Origin of the sequence: Enterobacter sp. 241F3, assembly GCF_034106785.1 — a bacterium.
GTDB classification, from domain to species: domain Bacteria; phylum Pseudomonadota; class Gammaproteobacteria; order Enterobacterales; family Enterobacteriaceae; genus Enterobacter; species Enterobacter vonholyi.
In genome coordinates, this window is sequence record NZ_JAWNDD010000007.1 from 48501 (window position 1) to 71840 (window position 23340).

Consider the following 23340-nt stretch of genomic DNA (forward strand, 5'->3'; position numbering starts at 1 on the left):
GACATGACTAACAGCAATCGCATCAAGCTCACATGGATCAGCTTCTTCTCCTACGCCCTGACCGGCGCGTTGGTGATCGTCACCGGGATGGTGATGGGGAATATCGCAGACTACTTCCATCTGCCCGTTTCCAGCATGAGTAACACCTTCACCTTCCTCAACGCGGGGATCCTGATCTCTATCTTCCTGAATGCCTGGCTGATGGAAATCGTCCCGCTGAAAACCCAGTTACGCTTCGGCTTTGTACTGATGGTCGCCGCCGTGGCGGGTCTGATGCTAAGCCACAGCATCGCCCTGTTCTCCGCCGCCATGTTCGTGCTCGGTCTGGTCAGCGGGATCACCATGTCGATCGGTACGTTCCTGATTACCCATATGTATGAAGGCCGCCAGCGCGGCGCGCGTCTGCTGTTTACTGACTCCTTCTTCAGCATGGCCGGGATGATTTTCCCAATGGTCGCGGCCGTTCTGCTGGCCCGCAGCATTGAGTGGTATTGGGTCTATGCCTGCATTGGTCTGGTCTACGTGGCGATCTTTATTCTGACCTTCGGCTGCGAGTTCCCGGTGCTGGGCAAAAAAGCGCAAACCACTGCAGAACCCGTCGCTAAAGAGAAATGGGGTATCGGCGTGCTGTTCCTCTCCATCGCCGCCCTGTGCTACATCCTGGGCCAGCTGGGATTTATCTCCTGGGTACCGGAATACGCCAAAGGTCTGGGCATGAGCCTGAACGACGCAGGCAAACTGGTGAGCGATTTCTGGATGTCTTACATGTTCGGCATGTGGGCGTTTAGCTTCATCCTGCGCTTCTTCGACCTGCAGCGCATTCTGACCGTGCTGGCGGGCCTGGCGACCGTGCTGATGTATCTGTTCATCAACGGCTCCCCGGAACATATGCCGTGGTTCATTCTGACCCTGGGCTTCTTCTCCAGCGCCATTTATACCTCGATCATTACCCTGGGCTCCCTGCAGACCAAAGTGGCCTCGCCGAAGCTGGTTAACTTCGTTCTGACCTGCGGCACCATCGGCACCATGCTGACCTTCGTGGTGACGGGCCCGATCGTTGCCCACAGCGGCCCGCTGGCCGCGCTGCAAACCGCGAACGGTCTGTACGCCGTGGTGTTCATCATGTGCTTCGTTCTGGGCTTCGTGACCCGCCACCGCCAGCACAACGCGGTAGCGGCATCGCACTAAACCCTGCGCCCCTTTGCATTACGCAGAGGGGCTGTTTCTGGCAAAACTCACCTCTTCTCCTCCGGTATCCATCTGGATCCAGGTTTGCGCCAGCTGCGTGGTGGCGATAATCCGCCCCTGACGAATCGACCAGCGCACCGGCACCTGACAGCGCACCGCTTCAAACCCACTCTCCGCAGGCAAAATAATCAGGTTTGCCGGGTTTCCCGTAGCAATACCGTAATCGCTCAGGCCAAAGGTGCGGGCGCTGTTATGGGTAATCAGGTTCAGGCCGCTGTCGATTTGCGGATAGCCCATCATCTGACAGACGTGCAGCCCCATATGCAGCACCTGCAGCATATTGCCGGTGCCGAGCGGGTACCACGGGTCGAAGACGTCGTCATGACCAAAGCAGACGTTTATGCCCGCTTCCTGCAGCTCTTTTACCCGGGTGATGCCGCGGCGCTTCGGATAGTCATCAAAGCGCCCCTGCAGGTGGATATTGACCAGCGGGTTAGCGACGAAGTTAATCCCCGACATCTTCAGCAGACGGAAGAGCCGCGAGGTGTAAGCGCCGTTGTAGGAGTGCATGGCGGTGGTATGGCTGGCCGTCACGCGCAGGCCGATGCCGGCCTCATACGCCAGCGCTGCCACCGTCTCGACAAACCGCGACTGCTCGTCGTCGATTTCATCGCAGTGGATATCCAGCGGACGGTCATACTTCTTCGCCAGTTCAAAAGCGATATGCAGCGACTGCACGCCATACTCGCGGGTGAACTCGAAGTGTGGGATCGCCCCCACCACGTCGGCGCCCAGCTTTAACGCCTCTTCCAGCAGCGCCGCGCCGTTCGGGTAAGAGAGAATCCCTTCCTGCGGAAACGCAACGATTTGCAGCGTTACCCACGGGGCCACCTCCTGCTTCACCTCCAGCATCGCCTTCAGGGCGGTAAGCGTCGGGTCGGATACATCCACATGGGTGCGGACAAACTGGATGCCGTTAGCGATTTGCCACTTCAGCGTTTTCCAGGCGCGCGCTTTCACGTCGTCATGACTGAGCAACGCCTTGCGCTCCGCCCAGCGCTCAATACCCTCAAACAGCGTGCCGGACTGGTTCCAGTTCGGCTCGCCCGCCGTCTGGGTCGTATCAAGATGGATATGCGGCTCAATGAACGGCGGGATAGCCAGCCCACCGCGCGCATTCAATACTTCATAACTTTCGGCGTGGGTGTCGTCCATCGGGGTGATGTCACCAAATCGCCCGTTCTCAATGGCGAGCTGCCACAGCCCTTCCCGACCCGGTAAACGAACATTCTGAACAAGCCATAACGGTGTTGTAGACATACCCTTCCCCTAAAAAACGCCGCTGATTTTCAGGCGTATCGATTTTGGCAAAACCATCTCCTGATTTGTACACAAATTCAACGAGCACGAAAAGCCTGCGATTTCCGCCACTTATAAAAATCCTGACAAATCAGTCGCATACCACCTAAGGAGTAGGCTAAGACGTATTTGATTTGCATCAATAAGCGCCACTGCTGAATCGTTAAGGTAGGCAATAATAGAAAAGAAATCGAGGCAATAATGAGCAAACTCAGACTCGCTATCATCGGTAACGGCATGGTCGGCCACCGCTTTATTGAGGATCTTCTCGATAAGGCCGATGCTGAGCAGTTCGATATTACCGTGTTCTGTGAAGAACCCCGCAAGGCGTACGACCGTGTGCACCTGTCTTCCTACTTCTCCCATCATACCGCCGAAGAGCTCTCTCTGGTGCGTGAAGGTTTCTACGAGAAACATGGCGTAAAAGTGCTGGTGGGCGAACGCGCTATCACCATCAACCGTCAGGAAAAAGTGATCCACTCCAGCGCCGGGCGTACGGTTTTTTACGATAAGCTGATCATGGCGACGGGCTCCTATCCGTGGATCCCGCCAATTAAAGGCTCGGAAACTCAGGATTGCTTCGTCTACCGTACCATTGAAGACCTTAACGCCATCGAATCCTGCGCGCGTCGAAGCAAACGCGGTGCGGTGGTGGGGGGCGGCCTGCTGGGTCTGGAAGCGGCAGGCGCGCTGAAAAACCTCGGCGTTGAAACCCACGTCATCGAATTTGCCCCGATGCTGATGGCAGAACAGCTCGACCACATGGGCGGTGACCAGCTGCGTCGTAAAATCGAAAGCATGGGCGTGAAGGTTCACACCAGCAAGAACACCAAAGAGATCGTTCAGGAAGGGACTGAAGCGCGCAAAACCATGCGCTTTGCCGACGGCAGCGAGCTGGAAGTGGATTTCATCGTCTTCTCCACCGGTATTCGTCCGCGCGACAAGCTGGCGACCCAGTGCGGTCTTGCCGTGGCGCAGCGCGGCGGGATCATGATTAACGACACCTGCCAGACCTCCGATCCGGATATCTACGCGATTGGCGAATGCGCCAGCTGGAACAACCGCGTATACGGTCTGGTGGCGCCCGGCTACAAAATGGCACAGGTCGCCGTGGACCATATCCTCGGCAGCGAAAACGCCTTTTCCGGCGCAGACTTGAGCGCCAAGCTGAAGCTGCTGGGCGTAGATGTCGGCGGTATTGGCGATGCGCACGGCCGCACCCCGAATTCCCGCAGCTATGTCTATCTCGACGAAAGCAAAGAGGTCTACAAACGACTCATCGTCAGCCAGGACAACAAAACCCTGCTCGGCGCGGTGCTGGTGGGCGACACCAGCGACTTCGGCAATCTGCTTCAGCTGGTGCTCAACGCCATCGAACTGCCGGAAAACCCGGACGCGCTGATCCTTCCGGCTCATGCCTCCAGCGGCAAGCCGTCAATCGGCGTGGATAAACTGCCGGACAGCGCGCAGATTTGCTCCTGCTTCGACGTTACCAAAGGCATGCTGATCTCCGCCATCAACAAAGGCTGCCACACCGTTGCGGCCCTGAAAGCCGAAACCAAAGCCGGTACCGGCTGCGGCGGCTGTATTCCGCTGGTCACTCAGGTGCTGAACGCCGAACTGGCGAAACAGGGCATCGAGGTGAACAACAACCTGTGCGAGCACTTCGCGTATTCTCGCCAGGAGCTGTATCACCTGATCCGCGTGGAGGGCATCAAATCCTTCGACGAACTGCTGGCGAAGCACGGCCAGGGCTACGGCTGCGAAGTGTGTAAACCGACCGTCGGCTCCCTGCTGGCCTCCTGCTGGAACGAGTACGTGCTCAAGCCCGAGCATACGCCGCTGCAGGACACCAACGACAATTTCCTGGCCAACATCCAGAAAGACGGCACCTACTCCGTGATTCCACGTTCCGCCGGCGGCGAAATCACGCCGGAAGGGCTGGTGGCCGTGGGCCGTATCGCGCGTGAATTTAACCTCTACACCAAAATCACCGGCTCCCAGCGTATCGGCCTGTTTGGCGCGCAGAAAGACGATCTGCCGGAAATCTGGCGTCAGCTGATTGAGGCTGGCTTCGAAACCGGTCACGCGTATGCCAAAGCGCTGCGCATGGCGAAAACCTGCGTGGGCAGCACCTGGTGCCGCTACGGCGTCGGCGACAGCGTGGGCTTCGGCGTGGAGCTGGAAAACCGCTACAAAGGCATCCGTACCCCGCACAAAATGAAGTTCGGCGTCTCCGGCTGCACCCGCGAATGTGCGGAAGCGCAGGGTAAAGACGTGGGGATCATCGCTACCGAAAAAGGCTGGAACCTCTATGTGTGCGGCAACGGCGGCATGAAACCGCGTCATGCGGACCTGCTGGCTGCGGATCTCGATCGCGACACGCTGATTCAGTATCTCGACCGCTTCATGATGTTCTACATCCGTACCGCCGATAAGCTGACCCGTACCGCCTCCTGGCTCGATAACCTCGAGGGCGGCATCGACTACCTGAAATCAGTCATTATCGACGACAAGCTGGGCCTGAACGAGCATCTGGAAGCCGAGATGGCCCGCCTGCGCGAGGCGGTGATCTGCGAATGGACGGAAACCGTCAACACCCCGGCGGCGCAGACGCGCTTCAAACACTTCATAAATAGCACCCAGCGCGACCCGAACGTGCAGGTAGTGCCGGAGCGCGAACAGCATCGTCCGGCCACGCCGTATGAACGTATTCCGGTTACGCTGGTGGAGGAAAACGCATGAGCCAGTGGATAAACATTTGCGATATTAACGACATTATCCCCGCCACCGGTGTGTGCGCGCTGCTGGGCAGCGAGCAGGTGGCGATTTTCCGCCCTCACCACGATGAACAGGTCTTTGCTATCAGCAACATCGACCCGTTCTTCGAGGCCAGCGTGCTCTCCCGCGGACTGATTGCCGAACATCAGGGGGAACTGTGGGTTGCCAGTCCGCTGAAAAAGCAGCGTTTCCGCTTAACCGACGGACTCTGCATGGAAGATGAAAGCTTCTCGGTCAAACACTACGACGTCCGCGTGAAGGACGGCGAGGTGCAGCTGAAAGCATAACCCCTCTCCTTTTCAATACGAAAAGCTTATGACCCCTTATGGGTAACGGCAGGAAAAACCGTATGTTCTGTACGATTCCTGCTGTTATCCTGACGTCAATTCTTACTCCCTCCATGAATGCTGCGAGGTAACGTCGTGGATCACCTGCCGATTTTTTGTCAATTACGCAACCGCGACTGCCTGCTAGTGGGCGGCGGCGACGTGGCCGAGCGTAAAGCGCGCCTGCTGTTAGAGGCTGGCGCCCGACTGACCGTTAACGCCATTGCCTTCGCCCCACAGTTTGAGGTCTGGGCTCAGGAAGGGATGCTCACGCTGAAACAGGGAGAGTTTGATGAGTCCCTGCTGGATACCTGCTGGCTGACCATTGCAGCGACGGATGACGATGAAGTGAATCAGCGCGTGAGCGATGCCTGCGAAGCGCGCAGAATTTTCTGCAACGTGGTGGATGCGCCGAAAGAGGCCAGCTTCATCATGCCGTCGATTATCGACCGCTCGCCGTTGATGATAGCCGTATCGTCCGGCGGACGCTCCCCGGTTCTCGCCCGCCTGCTGCGGGAAAAGCTGGAAGCCCTGCTGCCGCAGCATCTTGGTCAGATTGCGCATTACGCCGGGCAGCTCCGCTCCCGCGTGAAGCAAACCTTTTCGACCATGGGCGAGCGTCGTCGCTTCTGGGAAAAATTCTTTGTGAACGACAGGCTGGCGCAGTCGCTGGCGAATCAGGACACCAAAGCCGTTGAAGAGACCACCGAACAGCTGCTGAGCGAGCCGTTGGATCACCGCGGTGAAGTGGTGCTGGTGGGCGCAGGCCCCGGCGATGCGGGCTTGCTGACGCTAAAAGGGCTACAGCAGATCCAGCAGGCCGATACCGTGGTTTACGATCGCCTGGTCTCCGATGACATTATGAACCTGGTGCGCCGCGATGCCGACCGCGTCTTCGTGGGCAAACGGGCGGGCTACCACTGCGTGCCGCAGGAGGAGATTAACCAGATCCTTCTGCGCGAGGCGCAGAAAGGTAAACGCGTAGTGCGCCTTAAGGGTGGCGATCCGTTTATCTTTGGTCGCGGCGGCGAGGAGCTGGAAACTCTCTGTGACGCGGGTATTCCCTTCTCCGTCGTGCCGGGCATTACGGCGGCATCCGGCTGTTCAGCGTACTCTGGCATTCCGCTGACCCACCGCGACTACGCCCAAAGCGTGCGTCTGGTGACGGGGCATCTTAAAACCGGCAGCGAGCTGGACTGGCATAACCTGGCCGCTGAAAAGCAGACGCTGGTGTTCTACATGGGGCTAAACCAGGCCGCCACGATTCAGGCGAAGCTGCTGGAGCACGGTATGAATGCGGATATGCCCGTCGCGCTGGTCGAAAACGGCACCGCCATTACGCAGCGCGTGGTGGATGGCGTGCTGACGCAGCTAGGCGAGCTGGCGCAGCAGGTCGAAAGCCCGGCGCTGATCGTGGTGGGCCGCGTGGTTGAGCTGCGCGATAAGCTGAACTGGTTCTCGAATCACTAACGCATATTCTTCCTTTCCGGAGTAGTCCCTATACGGACTACTCCCCTCTTACCGCTGTCGATAACATACTGCCCCGAAGTGGAACTTTCCCCTTTATTCCCCTGATATACATCTAACTTTCGTTTTTAAGACAAGGAATGCGTATGTTCAAACTGGCAAAGGTCGCCGTTCTGGTTGGCCTGTTATCGACTCTGACTGCCTGTACCGGTCATGTACAGAACACCAAAAATAACTGCAGCTATGATTACCTGCTGCACCCGGCGATCTCCATTTCGAAGATCATCGGTGGTTGCGGTCCGGCGGCACAGCAGTAAGCGTTTTACAGGCGTAAAAAAACCGGGATGTCCCGGTTTTTTTAGTTTTGGAGAGTGTGTTTTTTTTCGGGTGGCGGCTTTGCCTTACCCGACCTACACGATCCTGTAGGCCGGGTAAGCGTTAGCGACACCCGGCAAGCAGACTCAAGGCTTCGCAACAAACCCAATCGCGTTGTACACCGCTTTCAGGGTTTCGGACGCGCGCGCGCTGGCTTTTTCCGCGCCCTCTTTCATCACTTTCTGCAGGAAAGCTTCGTCGTTACGGTAGCGGTGATAACGCTCCTGCAGCTCAGTAAGCATGCCGGAAACGGCATCTGCCACTTCGCCTTTCAGGTGGCCGTACATCTTGCCTTCGAAGTGTTTTTCCAGCTCAGGGATGCTCTGACCGGTCACACCGGAGAGGATATCGAGCAGGTTGGAGACGCCCGCTTTGTTCTGCACGTCGTAGCGCACAACTGGCGGCTCGTCGGAGTCCGTGACCGCGCGCTTGAGTTTTTTCACCACCGATTTTGGATCTTCCAGCAGGCCGATAACGTTATTGCGGTTATCGTCAGACTTGGACATCTTCTTGGTCGGCTCAAGCAGCGACATGACGCGCGCGCCGGACTTCGGAATGAATGGCTCAGGTACTTTAAACACATCGCCATAGATCGCGTTAAAGCGCTGGGCGATGTCACGGCTCAGCTCCAGGTGCTGCTTCTGGTCTTCACCCACCGGCACCTGGTTGGTTTGATACAGCAGGATGTCTGCCGCCATCAGCACCGGATAGTCGAACAGTCCGGCGTTGATGTTTTCAGAGTAGCGGGCAGATTTATCCTTGAACTGGGTCATGCGGCTCAGCTCGCCGAAATAGGTGTAGCAGTTCAGCGCCCAGCCCAGCTGCGCGTGCTCCGGCACGTGGGACTGAACGAAAATGGTGCTCTTCTCAGGATCGATGCCGCAGGCCAGGTACAGCGCCAGGGTGTCCAGCGTGGCTTTACGCAGCTTCTCAGGATCCTGACGCGCGGTAATCGCATGGAGATCGACGATGCAGTAAATGCAATGGTACTCATCCTGCATGCTGACCCACTGACGTAGCGCACCCATGTAGTTACCAATGGTCAATTCACCTGAAGGCTGTGCGCCACTAAAAACGATGGGCTTAGTCATTGTTCAATTCCTGATTTTCACTGTGCGAAAGCCCGAGAGCGGGCAACAAATCTTTGAAGTGGTCGAAAACAACGTCCGGCTCACTCAGCGTGATGGCTTCACCGTAGTTGTAGCCATAGGTTAACCCCACGGAAGGACATCCAGCCGCGCGGGCAGCCAGAATATCATTGCGTGAATCGCCGACAAAGAGCAGCTCCGCAGGCGTTAAGGATAATTTTCCTGCCACCAGCAGCAGCGGTTCCGGATGGGGCTTTTTATTTTGCACGTCGTCGCCGCCCACAATCACGGAGAAATACTTCGCGATATCGAGCGCTTCCAGCAGAGGTGCGACAAAAGGTGTCGGTTTGTTGGTCACCAGTCCCAGCGGAATGCCCTTCGCGGACAGCGCGCTCAGCGTTTCCTGAACGTCCGGGAACAGGAAGCTGCCCTCTTCGACCGTCTCTTCATAGAAACGATCGAACAGTTTGCGCAGAATACGCAGCTGCTCTTCCTGCGGGATATCCGCGTGATCGACGCTCGGTTTACCCTGGGCGGAACGCTGTGACGCACGCTCCTGACGCGCCCACGTCAACGCGCGCTCCATCAGAACATCGGCCCCGTTGCCAATCCACGTGACGACACGCTCTTCACCCGCAACGGGAAGTTCAAGCGCGTACAGCGCCTGGTCTACGGCGCTCGTTAAGCCCGGCGCGCTGTCGACCAGCGTGCCGTCGAGGTCAAATGCGATACCCCGAATTGCCTGCAATTTATCCATGACTTACCTTCGCCAGCTCGCGGCGCATTTCATCAATGACTTTTTTGTAATCCGGTTGGTCGAAAATGGCTGAACCGGCAACGAACATATCCGCACCTGCCGCCGCAATTTCACCAATGTTATTCACTTTCACACCGCCGTCCACTTCCAGACGAATATCGTAACCTGATTCATCAATGCGACGGCGTACTTCACGCAGCTTATCCAGCGTATGGGGGATAAACGACTGACCGCCAAAGCCCGGGTTAACAGACATCAGCAGGATCACGTCCAGTTTATCCATGACATAATCGAGATAGCTCAGCGGCGTGGCCGGGTTAAACACCAGGCCCGCTTTACAACCGTTCTCTTTGATCAGCTGCAGCGTGCGGTCTACGTGTTCAGAGGCTTCCGGATGGAAAGTGATGATGCTGGCACCCGCTGCGGCGAAGTCAGGCACGATGCGATCAACAGGCTTCACCATAAGATGAACGTCGATCGGGGCGGTAATGCCGTAGTTACGTAATGCTTTGAGCACCATTGGGCCAATGGTCAGATTAGGGACGTAGTGGTTGTCCATAACGTCGAAATGGACAACATCTGCACCAGCCGCGAGAGCTTTGGCAGTGTCTTCACCCAGGCGGGCAAAATCGGCCGACAGAATTGAGGGAGCAATCAAAAACTGTTTCATCCGCTTCTCCTTGAAATGTGTTTACCGGCGGGCAAAACGGCTCAGGGGCGATAAAGAGCCAGAAGTTCGTCCACCTTTTTACGCGTGCCGCCGTTGCTGCTAATGCTACGCCGCACCTTAACCTGAAAATGCTTCGCGGCTTTGTACCATTCGCGCGTATCAGGCGTGTCGTGATTTGAAATTAACACCGGAATTCTTTTGCTGACCAGCTTTTCCGCCATCTCAGCCAGACGAGCCTGTTCAGCCGGGCTGAAGCTGTTGGTGTGATAAGCGGTGAAATTCGCCGTTGCAGACAATGGTGCGTAAGGCGGATCACAGTAAACCACCGAGTTTACGCCTGCCAGCTCCATACACTCTTCATAGGAGAGGCAATGAAACTCAGCGTTCTGCGCTTTTTCGGCAAAGTGATACAGCTCGTCCTGCGGGAAATACGGGCGCTTATAGCGACCAAACGGCACGTTAAATTCCCCACGAAGATTATACCGGCACAGGCCGTTGTAACCATGACGGTTGAGATAGAGGAATAGCAGCGCTCTGCGGAATGGATCCTGGCTCTGATTAAACTCCGCGCGGAACTGATAGTAGACGTCAGGGGTGTTGTTCTCTGGCGTAAACAGCTTGCGCGCCTCTGCGACATACTCTTCGGTACGCAGCTTAACGATGTTATAGAGGCTGATAAGATCGTTGTTGATATCCGCCAGGATATAACGAGAAAAATCGGTGTTGAGGAACACCGATCCTGCACCCACGAAAGGCTCGATTAGACACTCGCCTTCAGGCAGGTGTTTTTTAATATCATCGAGCAGGGGGTATTTCCCCCCTGCCCATTTCAGAAAAGCGCGATTTTTTTTCATGCTGACTAACTGATTACACCTTCTCCGGCTGTGGAGAAAGCTCCGACAGCATCCTGCGCTTTAAACATTACTTCAGATCGGCCTGAACCTGATGAATCGGCTTCGCCCAGGGGTTTTTCGCCTGAACATCAGCTGGCAGTGCCGCTACAGCACGTTTCGCTTCATCTTTGGACGAATACACGCCGCTGACCAGCACGTACCACGGTTGACCGTTACGGGTCGTCTGATAAACAACATAGTTTTTCAGATTTGATTTCTTCGCCCAGCTGTTGAGGTTGTCATAGTTAGACGAACTGCTCAGCTGCAGGGTGTAGTTGCTGGATGGCGCAGACTTCAGCGAGCCAACGTTACCTGCCGTTTTGCCTGCTGTGGCGCTGGAGGCTGTTGCCGTTGCTGCAGGCGCAGCTGTGGCAGCCGGTGCCGTGGTGGTCGCTGTTGCTTTCGGTGCGGTCTGAGTGACTGGCGCTTTAGCAGGCTCGCTCACCGCCGCCGTTTCAGTATGTTTAGGCTGTGCCGGTACGGCTTTCACTTCAGGCGCTTTGACTACTGACTGAGGTTTGGTTTCACGCTTAGGCTCAATCACCGCCTGCTTACGTTCAGGACGTGTCGCAGTTTGCGTCTGGCGCGGTTTGGTTTCCGTCGCAGCCGTTTGTGGTTGGGCGTTACCACCGCGAATCGGGGCAACGGTTGCCGGCTCGGTTGGCAGCGTGGAGTTAACCACGACGTTATCAACCTGCTGCTGGTTCTGCGGCTGCGTCAGCGCATTGTTCAGGTCTCCCTGAACTTCTACGCGCTGCTGACCTTCAGGCGTAGCAGGTGCCTGGCCCTGAGCAGAGGTTGAAGAAACGGGCGGCAGAGAAACATCCTGCGGCGCTGTGGTGTTGCCTGCGGTCTGCTCTGCGGAAGTCGCTCCCGGTGCAGGCTGTGCACCATTCGCCTGATTGGACGCATCGTTACCGGAAAGGTTGATGCTCTTCTCAGCGGAAGCCGTTTGCTCGGTTGAGTTCGTTGACGGTGCTTTAAGCGCGGAGCCAATGCCGACAATCAGCAGCACAAGCACCAGAACGCCAAGGCCCATCATAATGTACTGGCGGGAAGCCGGTTTCGGCGCAGCAGCTTTTTTACGTTTACGCGGGCGACGCTCTACAGGCTGTTCGTCCATTGAATCTTCTTCGGACTCATAATCCTCTTCTGCTCGCTCTTCGTGCGCGTTGCGGCTGCGCGAAGGGCGACGATCGTCTGCATCCAGATCAACATCGTCAAAGTTGATCTGCGGCTCGTTATCACGTTCTGAAGATTGACGAGAACGACCAGTACGACGATCGCTGGGATCGGGTTTCAGCTCGTCTTCTGGTTTGAATTCATCCATTTAACACCCCACTCAAAGGCTTATGCCAACGACTTTGCATTTCACCTGAAGCTAAACGACCACCTGCGACAGTGGCCTGACCTTTCTAGTTGTTACGCCTGCTGACAATCAGCGATAGCGCCAAGAACGACATCGTGCGGCACTCCGCCGCGCACTTCACTCTTCCCTATTGCAAGCGGGAGTACAAGACGCATCTCACCTGCCAATACTTTTTTATCGCGCATCATGTGGGGTAAATACGCTTGCGCCGACATCTCCTGCGGCCCGGTCACCGGCAAACCTGCACGTTCAAGCAGCGCAATGATACGTGCCGTCTCTTCCGGTTTGAACTGTCCGAGGCGTTCAGAGGTGCGCGCTGCCATGACAATACCGGCCGCGACGGCTTCACCGTGCAGCCAGTTGCCGTAACCCATCTCGGCTTCAATGGCGTGGCCAAACGTATGCCCAAGATTCAGTAAAGCACGTAAGCCCGTTTCACGCTCGTCTGCAGCGACAACTTCTGCTTTCAGCTCACAGCAACGACGAATGCAGTATGCCAGTTTAGCCTCATTCAGGCCCAGCAACGCATCCATATTCTCTTCAAGCCAGACAAAGAACTCGCCATCCAGAATAATGCCGTATTTGATCACTTCCGCCAGACCCGAAGCCAGTTCGCGCTTCGGCAGGGTTTTCAGACAGTCGAGATCCACCACCACCGATGCAGGCTGGTAGAACGCGCCAATCATGTTTTTGCCGAGCGGATGGTTGACTGCCGTTTTGCCACCCACAGAGGAGTCGACCTGGGACAGCAACGTGGTTGGGATTTGAATAAAACGGACGCCGCGCTGATAGCTTGCGGCCGCAAAGCCGGTCAGATCGCCCACAACACCGCCGCCCAGGGCAAGCAGTGTTGTATCGCGACCGTGCGGTTTTTGCAGCAATGCGGTAAAGACGGTATCCAGTACCGTCAGGCTTTTATACTGCTCGCCATCGGGGAGAATCACACTGTCGACTTTTACGCCCGCCTGCTCAAGCAGGTGGCGTACGCGGTCGAGATAAAGCGGAGCCAGCGTCTCATTGGTGACCAGCATCGCCTGATCACCCGCTTTCAGTGGTAAAAAGGAAGCTGGGTCGTTAAACAAACCAGCCGCGATGGTGATAGGGTAACTACGTTCCCCGAGAGTAACTGTAATCCTCTCCATGACGCGACATCCACCTTTAATGCTTTTACCCGCAGGCGAGTGTATATAAAGCCAGAATCAGTTGCTTTCCAGCATATGAATAATCTGGTTTGCAACCACTTTAGCGCTCTGGTCGTCAGTACGAATGGTCACATCGGCAATCTCTTCATACAGCGGATTGCGTTCATCGGCCAATGCTTCCAGAACTTCGCGTGGTGGCGTTTCAACCTGCAGCAGCGGGCGCTTTTTATCGCGCTGCGTACGTGCCAGCTGTTTCTCGATAGTCGTCTCAAGATAGACCACTACGCCACGGGCGGAGAGACGGTTACGGGTTTCGCGAGATTTCACAGAACCGCCGCCTGTTGCCAGAACGATGCCCTGTTTTTCCGTGAGTTCGTTGATCACTTTTTCTTCTCGGTCACGGAAACCTTCTTCGCCTTCTACATCGAAAACCCAGCCCACATCAGCTCCGGTTCGTTTCTCAATCTCTTGATCAGAATCGTAAAATTCCATATTGAGTTGTTGAGCTAACTGACGCCCAATAGTGCTTTTGCCGGCACCCATAGGCCCAACCAGAAAGATATTGCGTTTCTCTGCCATTTTATCGGTACTACTAAGACTATTCGTTAATGGTAATCCCCGCTTCGCAGACACCCAGCGTAGCAGGACATGAACTGAAACCTCATATGCAATAGAGCGAGAGTCAGACTAAAAATTATCTCAATACTCCGGCTTGTTTGGCAACTGATTAAATCACCGCGTCGGGCGCATAAGGTAATAAGACGTAAGTCCAACTCAAATCGGTACTCCTTGTATGCTAATTCATGCCCCACGTCAAACATCTGCAACAAACTGAATGCAAAATCATTGCGGGGATCGTTACCCGTCAGCGAATACCGACCAGACGTGGCGTAATAAACACCACTAATTCACGCCTTTCGTTGTCTTTCCCGTCATGGCGAAAAAGCGATCCAATCCAGGGGATGCTCCCAAGCCCCGGTACGCTGTCAGTGCCAGTTTTGTTCTTCTGGGAAAATATTCCGCCCAACGCCAGCGTTTCTCCACTTTTTACCTCCACCTGGGTTTCTATCTCCTGCTTGTCGATAGCCAGCGTTTCGCCATCGGCCTGCTGCAGAACCTGTCCCGGCATATTTTCGCTGATGTGTAATTTCAGGCGCACGCGTCCCCCCGGCAACACCACCGGCGTGACCTCCATGCCTAATACCGCCTCCTTAAACTCAACTGAGGTCGCCCCGCTTTCACCGCTTGAGACCTGATACGGGATCTCACTCCCCTGCTTGATGCTGGCTGGTTGCATATGCGAGGCCAGAAGCCTCGGGCTGGCGATAATATCGACCTGCTGTTTTTGCTCCAGCGCAGAGAGTTCCAGATCAAGCAGCCGACCATTGATCCGTCCGATGTTAAAACCCACGTGGCTGGTGGCGCTGGCAACGGAAAGATCGCTGCCAAGCGTGGTGAGCTGTCCAACTTTGCCCGCGTCGGTGGCGTCGGCGAGATTCCACTTCACCCCTAGCTCGCGCAGGCTTTTTTCATTAATGGTCACAATGTGCGCCGCCAGCTCGACCTGTTCGACGGGAATATCCATCTGGGCGGCCCAGCGCTGTAGAGTCTCCACCACCGTCTGGTTATCCCGAATCAGCAGCCGGTTGGTACGCGTGTCGACGGATAAACTCCCCTTTGGACTCAGGAGTTTTTCCGCGGCTTTCTGCAGCTCTCCGGCATCGGCATAGGAAAAAGCGATGCTGTGAGACACCAGCGGCGCATCAAGCTGTCTTCGGGCCCGCTCCTGTTCCGAGCGTTCCTGCTGTTCACGCTGCCAGGCCGCGGTATACACATAAAAAATGCCGCCCTCCTCTCGCAAAACGAGGCCAGCGCTGGAGACAACCGTCTGTAATGCCTGTCGCCAGGGGACGCGCTTCAGATTGAGCGAAAGCGTGCCGCCGACATCAGGCGATATCACCAGATTTCTATTCTCCTGGGCAACCAGACTCTGTAGTACCTGGGCTACAGGAACGTCATCCACCACCAGCGTGACCGGTTTTGGCGCGGCGGCCCACAGCGGATGGCTGAACGCCAGCAGCCACAGCATTATCCGTAAATTCATTCTTATCCGTTCCTTCTCGTTGCCACGTCCATTTTCCTGGTTCACATGTGTCACCCACATCAACAACCAGTTCCGTTTCATTGATGGTTGTTATCGTCCAGCCTTCCGGAAAGCGCTCATGCGTTTTCAGCCGATACCAGCGCTTTTGCCCATCCTGTAAAATGCCGATAGCCTGCTGTCCTCCCACCATGCCGCGATAGTGCCACTGCGCCAGCTCGGCAATGGCGCAGGGATCGTCCGGCGGGTGAAAGGGATCGCGCATACCGGTTAGTAGCAGCGCAGAGCAAACCAGCAAACATCGCGTGCTATTTCGCATGTTCTAGCTCCAGCCGCAGGCGCAACGCTGTGCCATGTGGTGTAATCGCGAAAGCGGCGATCTGCACATCCCGCTGCGCCAGCCGGGAAAAAAGCGCCGGGATAGCCTGCCACTCAACCTCCAGCATCAGTTCTCCTCCGTTCTGTAGCGGCTTCCAGTGAACGAGCGTCGCGTCATCGCCCTGAAAATCGAGCGGGGAGAACGGCGTCTTCTCCAGTGCTTCCGTTATTTTCGGACGAAACGGCGTCTTTCTGACGGCAGACCATAACGCTGCATTCGTCCTCACGTCCTGAATCAGCTGGCGTTGTCGTTCGGCACTCTGCCCGTCTACCGGTCTGAGCATGGTGCCCCACGCTGCCAGTCCAGCCAGGAGGCTCGCCAGAAACCAGAAGAGCACCCGATTCAAGGGACTGCTTTCGCACCAGCGTTCTAACAGGGTATCCACGCGTTACCCCTCGCTTTTAAGATGAAGGGTGAACATCCATCGCCCCTGGCTGTCCTGCCGAAGCTCACCCGTCGTCCCGGGCGTAAAATCCGCTATTAGGCCAAGCGCATCGCGCAGAGCAGACAGGGCCGGCAGGGTTATGGCATACCCGCTCAGCATCAGAGCAGGGGGCTGATAGCGCAACTCCGTCAGCCAGACCTGTGCCGGAACGGCGCGGGAAAGGGATTCCAGCACCGGTTGCCATGCCCGTTGTTGCAGGGTCTGCACGGGCATCTGCGCCTGTGCGGTCAGTCTTTGCCGGGCGACAAGCGCGTGCTGCACGGCCTGCATTCCCGTCAGATCCGTTTGCAGTGCGCGCAGCTTCACGAGATGGTTGATCCGCAGACAGAAAATGGTCACGAACAGCAACAGCACTGTGCCGACACACATTGCGCCCCAGAAGCGCAGGCATCGCGAGCGCCGCTGCTGTCGCCACGGCAGAAAGTTCATGATGCTCATGCGGGCACCTCGCTCATGGCCAAAGCCAGCGCAACGGTATAATCAGCGCCGCAGTCCGGTAATGGAGCATGGTAACGTTCCAGGATTTCCCACGGGTCACGTCGGCTATCAAACAGCGCGATGTCATCCGGCCCAAGAGCCAGCAGCGCCGCCAGCTCAGCCATGCTTTCTGCTTCGGTAGTTAAGCGGCGTCCCCACTGGTGGCGCATAGCCCAGAGCCACTGCCGATCGTCCCGCCAGGCGATGCATTTCGCTGGTGCCACCGCAGGAAGAAGATTCGCCAGCGCGCTGGCATCCGGAGTAATGGTTACCAGCCGCAAACGCAGCGTTTTCGCCAGCGCCAGTAAGGTGTCGACCTCGTTATTTTGCGCGGCAGTCACGTGAAAGGTATTGCTGAAGGTATCCTGCGCGTAATCGAAACAGAGCGTTTCGGCAGACATCTCCAGTTCTCGCGCGAGCGCCGCACCGAGCCATGTGAGCTGCTCGCTGTCGCGCAGCGCAGCGGCCGGAAGGGGAAGCGACCGCTGCAGGGTGCGTGCTGCCGGGAAAGAGAGGAACACGCGGTGGTAGTGGGGCAGCGTTTTTCGCCAGTCGCGTAACGCATCAACCATCTGTTCTGGCTGACAAATTTTGCCGTCACGAATGATACCTTCGGCCAGAGGTATCGCCCACCAGCGGCGTAAGCACCAGCCAGACCTCTCCCGGGCCAACGAGACGATTCGCACCCTATCCTGTTGAATATGAACGCCCGTTTGCCATATTTTGAAAGCCATGCTTCACGATCTCCTTATCGCCCGTCGTCTTGACGGCTATATCAATGAATCAGGCTTGCCTTTATACTACCGCGCGATTGTTTAGAAACTGCCCAAGTGAAACCAAATGGGAAATCTCCGGTGAAGTTCGTAAAGTATTTATTCATCCTTGCAGTCTGTTGCATTCTGTTGGGAGCAGGCTCGATTTACGGTTTGTACAAATATATTGAGCCACAGCTGCCTGATGTCGCCACGCTTCGCGATGTGCGCCTCCAGATCCCGATGCAAGTCTATAGCGCCGATGGCGAGCTGATGGCGCAGTATGGCGAGAAGCGCCGTATTCCGCTGACCTTAAACCAAATTCCACCCGTGATGGTGAAAGCCTTTATCGCCACGGAGGACAGCCGTTTTTACGAGCACCACGGTGTCGATCCGGTGGGAATTTTCCGTGCCGCGAGCATTGCGTTGTTCTCTGGTCACGCCTCTCAGGGGGCGAGCACCATTACGCAGCAGCTGGCGCGTAACTTCTTCCTCAGCCCTGAAAAAACGCTAATACGTAAGATCAAAGAGGTGTTTCTTGCGATCCGTATTGAGCAGCTGCTGAGCAAAGACGAAATCCTTGAGCTGTACCTCAACAAAATCTACCTGGGCTACCGCGCCTATGGCGTGGGGGCTGCCGCACAGGTGTACTTCGGCAAGCCTGTTGAGCAACTCACCTTAAGCGAAATGGCCACCATAGCCGGGCTGCCAAAAGCACCATCCACGTTTAACCCGCTTTACTCGCTCGATCGCGCCACCGCGCGTCGCAACGTCGTCCTGTCACGTATGCTGAGCGAAGGCTACATCAGCCAGAGCGAATACGACCAGGCGCGTAACGATGTCATTGACGCTAACTACCACGCCCCTGAGATCGCCTTTGCATCTCCTTACCTGACCGAAATGGTTCGCCAGGAGATGGTGAATCGCTATGGTGACAAGGCCTATGAAGATGGCTATCGCGTGTACACCACCGTCACCCGCAAAGTCCAGCAGGCGGCTCAGGAAGCGGTAAGGAACAACGTGATGGACTACGATATGCGTCACGGCTATCGCGGCCCGTCAAACGTGCTCTGGAAAGTGGGCGAAAGCGCGTGGGATAGCAAAAAAATCACCAGTACGCTGAAGGCGCTGCCAACCTATGGTCCGCTCCTGCCTGCCGTGGTAACGCAGGCCGATCCTCAGGAAGCCGTTGCGACGCTCGCGGACGGCACCTCCGTCTCTCTGCGCATGGACGGTGTCCGCTGGGCGCGTCCGTACCGCTCGGATACCCTACAGGGCGCAACGCCGCGTAAAGTGACCGATGCAGTTCAGACCGGGCAGCAAATCTGGGTGCGCAAAGTAGGCGAAGCCTGGTGGCTGGCACAGGTGCCGGACGTCAACTCGGCCCTGGTCTCTATCAATCCACAGAACGGTGCGATCCTGGCCCTGGTCGGTGGATTTGATTTCAACCAGAGCAAATTTAACCGCGCCACGCAGGCGCTGCGTCAGGTCGGTTCCAATATCAAACCGTTCCTCTACACGGCCGCGATGGATAAGGGACTGACCCTCGCCAGCATCCTCAACGACGTGCCAATCTCCCGCTGGGATGCCGGTGCGGGTTCCGACTGGCAGCCGAAGAACTCCCCTGCGGAGTATGCCGGTCCTATTCGTCTCCGTCAGGGTCTGGGGCAGTCGAAAAACGTGGTGATGGTGCGCGCCATGCGCGCGATGGGCGTCGACTATGCCGCAGAATATCTGCAACGCTTTGGTTTCCCGGCACAGAACATCGTTCGCACCGAGTCGCTGGCGTTAGGCTCAGCCTCCTTTACGCCGCTTCAGGTCGCCCGCGGGTACTCGGTGATGGCTAACGGCGGCTTCCTGGTTGACCCGTACTTCATCAGTAAAATCGAGAACGATCAGGGCGGCGTACTGTTCGAAGCGAAGCCGAAAATTGCCTGCCCTGACTGCGATATTCCGGTCATTTACGGCAATACGCCGAAATCCGAGGTGCTTGAGAATAAGGACATGGAAGACCCTGCCGTGTCGCAGGAGCAGCAGAACGGCGTTGTGCCACAGCCGCAGCTCGAGCAGGCGAACCAGGCGCTGGTGGCGCAGACCGGCGCGCAGGAGTACGCACCGCATGTGATCAACACGCCGCTGTCGTTCCTGATTAAGAGCGCGCTGAACACCAACATCTTCGGTGAACCGGGCTGGCAGGGTACCGGCTGGCGCGCAGGTCGTGATTTGCAGCGCCATGATATCGGCGGTAAAACGGGGACAACCAACAGCTCGAAAGATGCGTGGTTCTCCGGCTACGGCCCGGGCGTGGTGACATCAGTCTGGATCGGCTTCGACGATCACCGCCGTGATTTAGGTCGTACCACGGCATCCGGCGCGATTAAGGATCAGATTTCCGGCTACGAAGGCGGAGCGAAGAGCGCGCAGCCGGCCTGGGATGCCTACATGAAGTCCGTTCTTGAAGGTGTGCCGGAGCAGCCGTTAACGCCGCCGCCAGGCGTGGTGACGGTCAATATCGACCGCAGCACCGGTCAGCTTGCCAACGGCGGTAATAGTCGCGAAGAGTATTTCATTGAGGGCACCCAGCCTACCACACAGGCGGTGCACGAGGTGGGTACAGAGATTATCGATAACGGCGAAACGCACGAGCTGTTCTAAAAATAAGAATGCCCGGTAAAAACCGGGCAAAGCATCGTAGGCCGGGTAAGGCGAAGTCGCCACCCGGCTTTTTTTATGGCCTACAGTCGCCCCTGCCCCTTCAACCACTCCCGTACCAGGAACAGCGCGCTCACGTTGCGGGCCTCATTAAAGTCAGGGTCTTCCAGCAGATCCATCAGGTGGGCTAACGGCCAGCGAACCTGCGGCAACGGCTCCGGCTCATCCCCTTCCAGCGATTCAGGATAGAGATCTTCAGCCACCACAATATTCATTTTGCTGGAAAAATAGGACGGTGCCATGCTCAGCTTTTTCAGGAATGAAAGCTCATTAGCCCCGAACCCCACCTCTTCTTTCAGCTCGCGGTTTGCCGCTTCAAAGACGGTTTCACCCGGGTCGATAAGCCCTTTCGAGAACCCGAGCTCGTAAGATTCCGTTCCCACAGCGTATTCGCGGATCAAAATCAGATGATCGTCGACAATGGGAACAATCATCACCGCTTCGCGCGAAGAAGGGCGCATACGTTCATAAACGCGACGCACACCGTTGCTGAACTCCAGATCCACACTTTCGACATTAAACAGGCGCGATTTGGCGACAGTTTCAACATTCAGAATGGTGGGTTTTTGTAGTGGTTTGCTCATCTTGATGGGTCTTAGCAGTGAGAACTGGCGTTATTGTGCGATACGCTGCACGGTTTCGGCAATGTCAATTGTTCTTTATTTACATTTATGCAACGTATTTGGGATCAATCCTCAATTCAAAACAAATGTCAAGAGGTTGAAATGTTTCCAGGAATTTGCTGATATCGCGCCATAACAGGCTTTGCTATCATCACCGGTCACTGGGATGCGCTTCAGAATGCTCAAGTTCGACTCCATACTTGCCGATAGCCAACCACAGACTCTCATTCAATGTAAAGGTGCTACTGACTACACCTGTAAGAAGATAAGTAAGATGGGGAAAGCATGAGCACCATTTTGATTGTTCTCGCTGCTATGCTGGCCGGTGCGTTGGTTGCAGGGTGGTTGTACAGGCGCCGCGTACAGCGCCGTTATCGCCTGCCCTTTTTAAATGCATTTGCGGGTGCGAGCACGCGTAAACTTACGCAAGACGAGCGCGATGCGGTTGAAAACTATCTCGAAATCCTGAACCGTACTCAGTTAACGCCTGGGCCAACGGGAGCCACCGCTGCGCCCGTCGCGCTAAATCTTAATGCACAAAGTGATACCGTGCTCTGCGTGACGCGCTCCATCACGCGCTATGGCATCACTACTGATGACCCTAACAAATGGCGCTATTACCTTGATTCCGTCGAAGTGCATCTGCCCCCGTCCTGGGAGCAATACATTAACGACGAAAACAGCGTTGAGCTGATTCACACCGACTCGTTGCCCCTGGTTATCTCGCTTAACGGCCATACGCTGAATGAATACCTTCAGGAAGCCCCTCGTTTTGCGCTGGAACGCGCCAGTTCAACGCAGGCCTCCATTCGTGGCGAAGAGACTGAGCAGATTGAACTGCTGAATATTCGCCAGGAAACCCATGAAGAGTACGCTCTGAGCCGCCCGGACGGCATCCGCGAAGCCATTCTGATCGTTGCTGCCTTCCTGCTCTTTTTTATCTGCCTCCTCACGCCGGATGTGTTTGTCCCCTGGCTGGCTGGCGGTGCGGTTCTGCTGCTGGCGGGCGGGCTTTGGGGGCTCTTTGCCCCACCGGCCAAAACCTCGTTGCGCGAAATCCACTGCCTGCGCGGAACGCCAAAGCGCTGGGGCCTCTTCGGTGAAAACGATCAGGAACATCTCAACAATATCTCGCTCGGTATTATCGACCTGATCTACCCGCGCCACTGGCAACCGTGGATCGCGCAGGACCTGGGGCAGAAAACCGATATTGATATCTACCTTGACCGCCACGTTGTGCGTCAGGGGCGCTTCTTATCCCTGCATGATGAAGTGAAAAATTTTCCGCTTCAGCACTGGCTTCGCAGCACGGTCATTGCCGGCGGCGCCGCGCTGGTCTTAGTCATGCTGCTGCTTTTCGTGCCGCTGGATATGCCCATTAAATTCACCCTGTCGTGGATCAAAGGGGCGCAAACCATTGAAGCGACCAGCGTCAACAAACTGGATGAAGCCGGTGTGCGCGTGGGGGACACGCTGCGCCTGAAGGGAACCGGGATGTGTAATATTCACACCCCGGGGGCGTGGAACATGCGCCAGAACTCACCGTTTATGCCGTTCGATTGCTCACAAATTATCTGGAACGACGCACCGCCGCTGCCGCTGCCGGAATCCGAAGTCGTGAATAAAGCCACGGCTCTTACCCAGACGGTTAACCGCCAGCTGCACCCGAAACCGGACGATGATTCACGCGTTAGTCCCGCACTGCGTTCGGCCATTCAAAAATCAGGCATGGTTCTGCTGGATGATTTTGGTGACATCGTCCTGAAAACGCAGGATCTTTGTTCCTCTCAGGATGAGTGCATACGTCTTAAAAATGCCCTGGTAAACCTCGGGAACAGTAAAGACTGGGACTCGCTGGTGAAACGCGCCGAAGCGGGACGGCTGGATGGCGTCAACGTGCTGCTGCGGCCGGTTAGCGCTGAATCTCTTGATAACCTGGTCGCCACCTCGACGTCACCGTTCATGATGCGCGAGACCACCCGTGCGGCTCAGGCGCTGAACAGCCCGGCACCGGGCGGCTTTGTAATTGCAAGCGATGAGGGCAGCGACCTGGTCGATCAGCCTTATCCGCAGGTGGCGCTTTATGATTATCCGGCGCAGGAGCAGTGGAGCCAATTCCAGCGCCTGGCGCAGATGCTGATGCAAACGCCGTTCAGCGCAGAAGGGATTGTCACGAGTATTTATACCGACGCCAACGGCACTCGCCATATCGGCCTGCACCGGATGCCGGATAGCGCTGGGCTGTGGCGCTACATCGGCACCTCGCTGCTGATGACCGCGATGCTGATCGCCATTTTCTGGAACGGTTTTATGGCCCTGCGCCGCTACCAGCGCTCGCGCACGCGGCTTGCCGACATCCAGCAATATTACGAAAACTGCCTCAATCCTAAGCTGATCCCCTCGTCTGAGAGCCTGATCTGATAACGTCGTTGCGCG

21 protein-coding genes are annotated in these 23340 nt (G+C 56.4%); 7 read left to right on the forward strand and 14 right to left on the reverse strand.

Annotated features, from left to right (window positions below; translation table 11 throughout):
- Positions 1-3 precede the first annotated feature (3 nt).
- Complete coding sequence (gene tsgA / locus UR504_RS17465; protein WP_302237760.1) at positions 4-1188, forward strand: MFS transporter TsgA; 1185 nt, start codon at positions 4-6, stop codon at positions 1186-1188.
- An 18-nt stretch (positions 1189-1206) separates the two neighbouring features.
- On the opposite strand, the gene UR504_RS17470 is transcribed toward tsgA, so the two are convergent.
- The gene (locus tag UR504_RS17470; RefSeq protein WP_302237757.1) at positions 1207-2508 is read right to left on the reverse strand and encodes a cytosine deaminase; all 1302 of its coding nucleotides are present in this window, start codon (positions 2506-2508) and stop codon (positions 1207-1209) included.
- A gap of 240 nt (positions 2509-2748) precedes the next feature.
- Here UR504_RS17470 and nirB point away from each other — a divergent pair, with 240 nt between their 5' ends.
- The 4 genes from nirB (at position 2749) to UR504_RS17490 (ending at position 7438) form a co-directional block, all read left to right on the forward strand.
- On the forward strand, positions 2749-5292 hold the full coding sequence (nirB, locus tag UR504_RS17475) for a nitrite reductase large subunit NirB (protein ID WP_302237755.1): 2544 nt from the start codon (positions 2749-2751) through the stop codon (positions 5290-5292).
- Positions 5289-5615: a nitrite reductase small subunit NirD gene (gene nirD / locus UR504_RS17480; RefSeq protein WP_115876866.1), complete on the forward strand. Its 327-nt coding sequence runs from the start codon at positions 5289-5291 to the stop codon at positions 5613-5615. The genes nirB and nirD overlap by 4 nt, the downstream gene beginning before the upstream one ends.
- A gap of 135 nt (positions 5616-5750) precedes the next feature.
- Positions 5751-7124, forward strand: coding sequence for a siroheme synthase CysG (cysG, locus tag UR504_RS17485; protein ID WP_302237749.1), 1374 nt, complete (start codon positions 5751-5753; stop codon positions 7122-7124).
- A gap of 143 nt (positions 7125-7267) precedes the next feature.
- Positions 7268-7438, forward strand: coding sequence for a YhfL family protein (locus UR504_RS17490; protein WP_127732476.1), 171 nt, complete (start codon positions 7268-7270; stop codon positions 7436-7438).
- A 144-nt stretch (positions 7439-7582) separates the two neighbouring features.
- On the opposite strand, the gene trpS is transcribed toward UR504_RS17490, so the two are convergent.
- The 12 genes from trpS to pilM all read right to left on the reverse strand — a co-directional run bounded on the left by trpS (position 7583) and on the right by pilM (position 17551).
- Positions 7583-8587, reverse strand: a complete 1005-nt coding sequence (trpS, locus tag UR504_RS17495) for a tryptophan--tRNA ligase (RefSeq protein ID WP_115876864.1) — start codon at positions 8585-8587, stop codon at positions 7583-7585.
- Positions 8580-9341, reverse strand: coding sequence for a phosphoglycolate phosphatase (gph, locus tag UR504_RS17500; protein ID WP_111963775.1), 762 nt, complete (start codon positions 9339-9341; stop codon positions 8580-8582). Before gph ends, trpS begins: the two co-directional genes overlap by 8 nt.
- Positions 9334-10011, reverse strand: coding sequence for a ribulose-phosphate 3-epimerase (gene rpe / locus UR504_RS17505; protein ID WP_024907923.1), 678 nt, complete (start codon positions 10009-10011; stop codon positions 9334-9336). The genes gph and rpe overlap by 8 nt, the downstream gene beginning before the upstream one ends.
- 41 nt (positions 10012-10052) lie before the next feature.
- On the reverse strand, positions 10053-10865 hold the full coding sequence (dam, locus tag UR504_RS17510; protein ID WP_111963774.1) for an adenine-specific DNA-methyltransferase: 813 nt from the start codon (positions 10863-10865) through the stop codon (positions 10053-10055).
- 67 nt (positions 10866-10932) lie between these two features.
- On the reverse strand, positions 10933-12234 hold the full coding sequence (damX, locus tag UR504_RS17515) for a cell division protein DamX (RefSeq protein ID WP_302237735.1): 1302 nt from the start codon (positions 12232-12234) through the stop codon (positions 10933-10935).
- A gap of 92 nt (positions 12235-12326) precedes the next feature.
- Positions 12327-13415 (reverse strand): 3-dehydroquinate synthase, encoded by a 1089-nt coding sequence (gene aroB / locus UR504_RS17520; RefSeq protein WP_302237732.1) that lies wholly within the window; start codon positions 13413-13415, stop codon positions 12327-12329.
- A gap of 57 nt (positions 13416-13472) precedes the next feature.
- A complete protein-coding gene (gene aroK, locus UR504_RS17525; RefSeq protein WP_003861630.1) occupies positions 13473-13994 on the reverse strand; it encodes a shikimate kinase AroK in 522 nt (173 codons plus the stop codon).
- Positions 13995-14280: 286 nt separating this feature from the next.
- Positions 14281-15519 (reverse strand): DNA uptake porin HofQ, encoded by a 1239-nt coding sequence (hofQ, locus tag UR504_RS17530; protein WP_302237729.1) that lies wholly within the window; start codon positions 15517-15519, stop codon positions 14281-14283.
- A complete protein-coding gene (locus tag UR504_RS17535) occupies positions 15431-15835 on the reverse strand; it encodes a HofP DNA utilization family protein (protein ID WP_133295253.1) in 405 nt (134 codons plus the stop codon). Before UR504_RS17535 ends, hofQ begins: the two co-directional genes overlap by 89 nt.
- Positions 15825-16178 carry a HofO gene (locus tag UR504_RS17540; RefSeq protein ID WP_240741469.1) on the reverse strand — a complete coding sequence of 118 codons (354 nt, stop codon included), beginning with the start codon at positions 16176-16178 and terminating at the stop codon, positions 15825-15827. The genes UR504_RS17535 and UR504_RS17540 overlap by 11 nt, the downstream gene beginning before the upstream one ends.
- 105 nt (positions 16179-16283) lie before the next feature.
- A complete protein-coding gene (locus UR504_RS17545) occupies positions 16284-16778 on the reverse strand; it encodes a PilN domain-containing protein (protein WP_271369608.1) in 495 nt (164 codons plus the stop codon).
- Positions 16775-17551 (reverse strand): pilus assembly protein PilM, encoded by a 777-nt coding sequence (pilM, locus tag UR504_RS17550; RefSeq protein ID WP_127732488.1) that lies wholly within the window; start codon positions 17549-17551, stop codon positions 16775-16777. The genes UR504_RS17545 and pilM overlap by 4 nt, the downstream gene beginning before the upstream one ends.
- A 120-nt stretch (positions 17552-17671) precedes the next feature.
- On the opposite strand from pilM, the gene mrcA reads away from it, so the two are divergent.
- The gene (mrcA, locus tag UR504_RS17555) at positions 17672-20224 is read left to right on the forward strand and encodes a peptidoglycan glycosyltransferase/peptidoglycan DD-transpeptidase MrcA (RefSeq protein WP_111963766.1); all 2553 of its coding nucleotides are present in this window, start codon (positions 17672-17674) and stop codon (positions 20222-20224) included.
- An 80-nt stretch (positions 20225-20304) separates the two neighbouring features.
- Here mrcA and nudE read toward each other — a convergent pair whose 3' ends face one another.
- On the reverse strand, positions 20305-20865 hold the full coding sequence (gene nudE / locus UR504_RS17560; protein WP_008503041.1) for an ADP compounds hydrolase NudE: 561 nt from the start codon (positions 20863-20865) through the stop codon (positions 20305-20307).
- A gap of 324 nt (positions 20866-21189) precedes the next feature.
- Between nudE and UR504_RS17565 the strand changes: the two genes are divergently transcribed.
- Complete coding sequence (locus UR504_RS17565) at positions 21190-23325, forward strand: intracellular growth attenuator family protein (RefSeq protein ID WP_115876853.1); 2136 nt, start codon at positions 21190-21192, stop codon at positions 23323-23325.
- Positions 23326-23340: the final 15 nt, after the last annotated feature.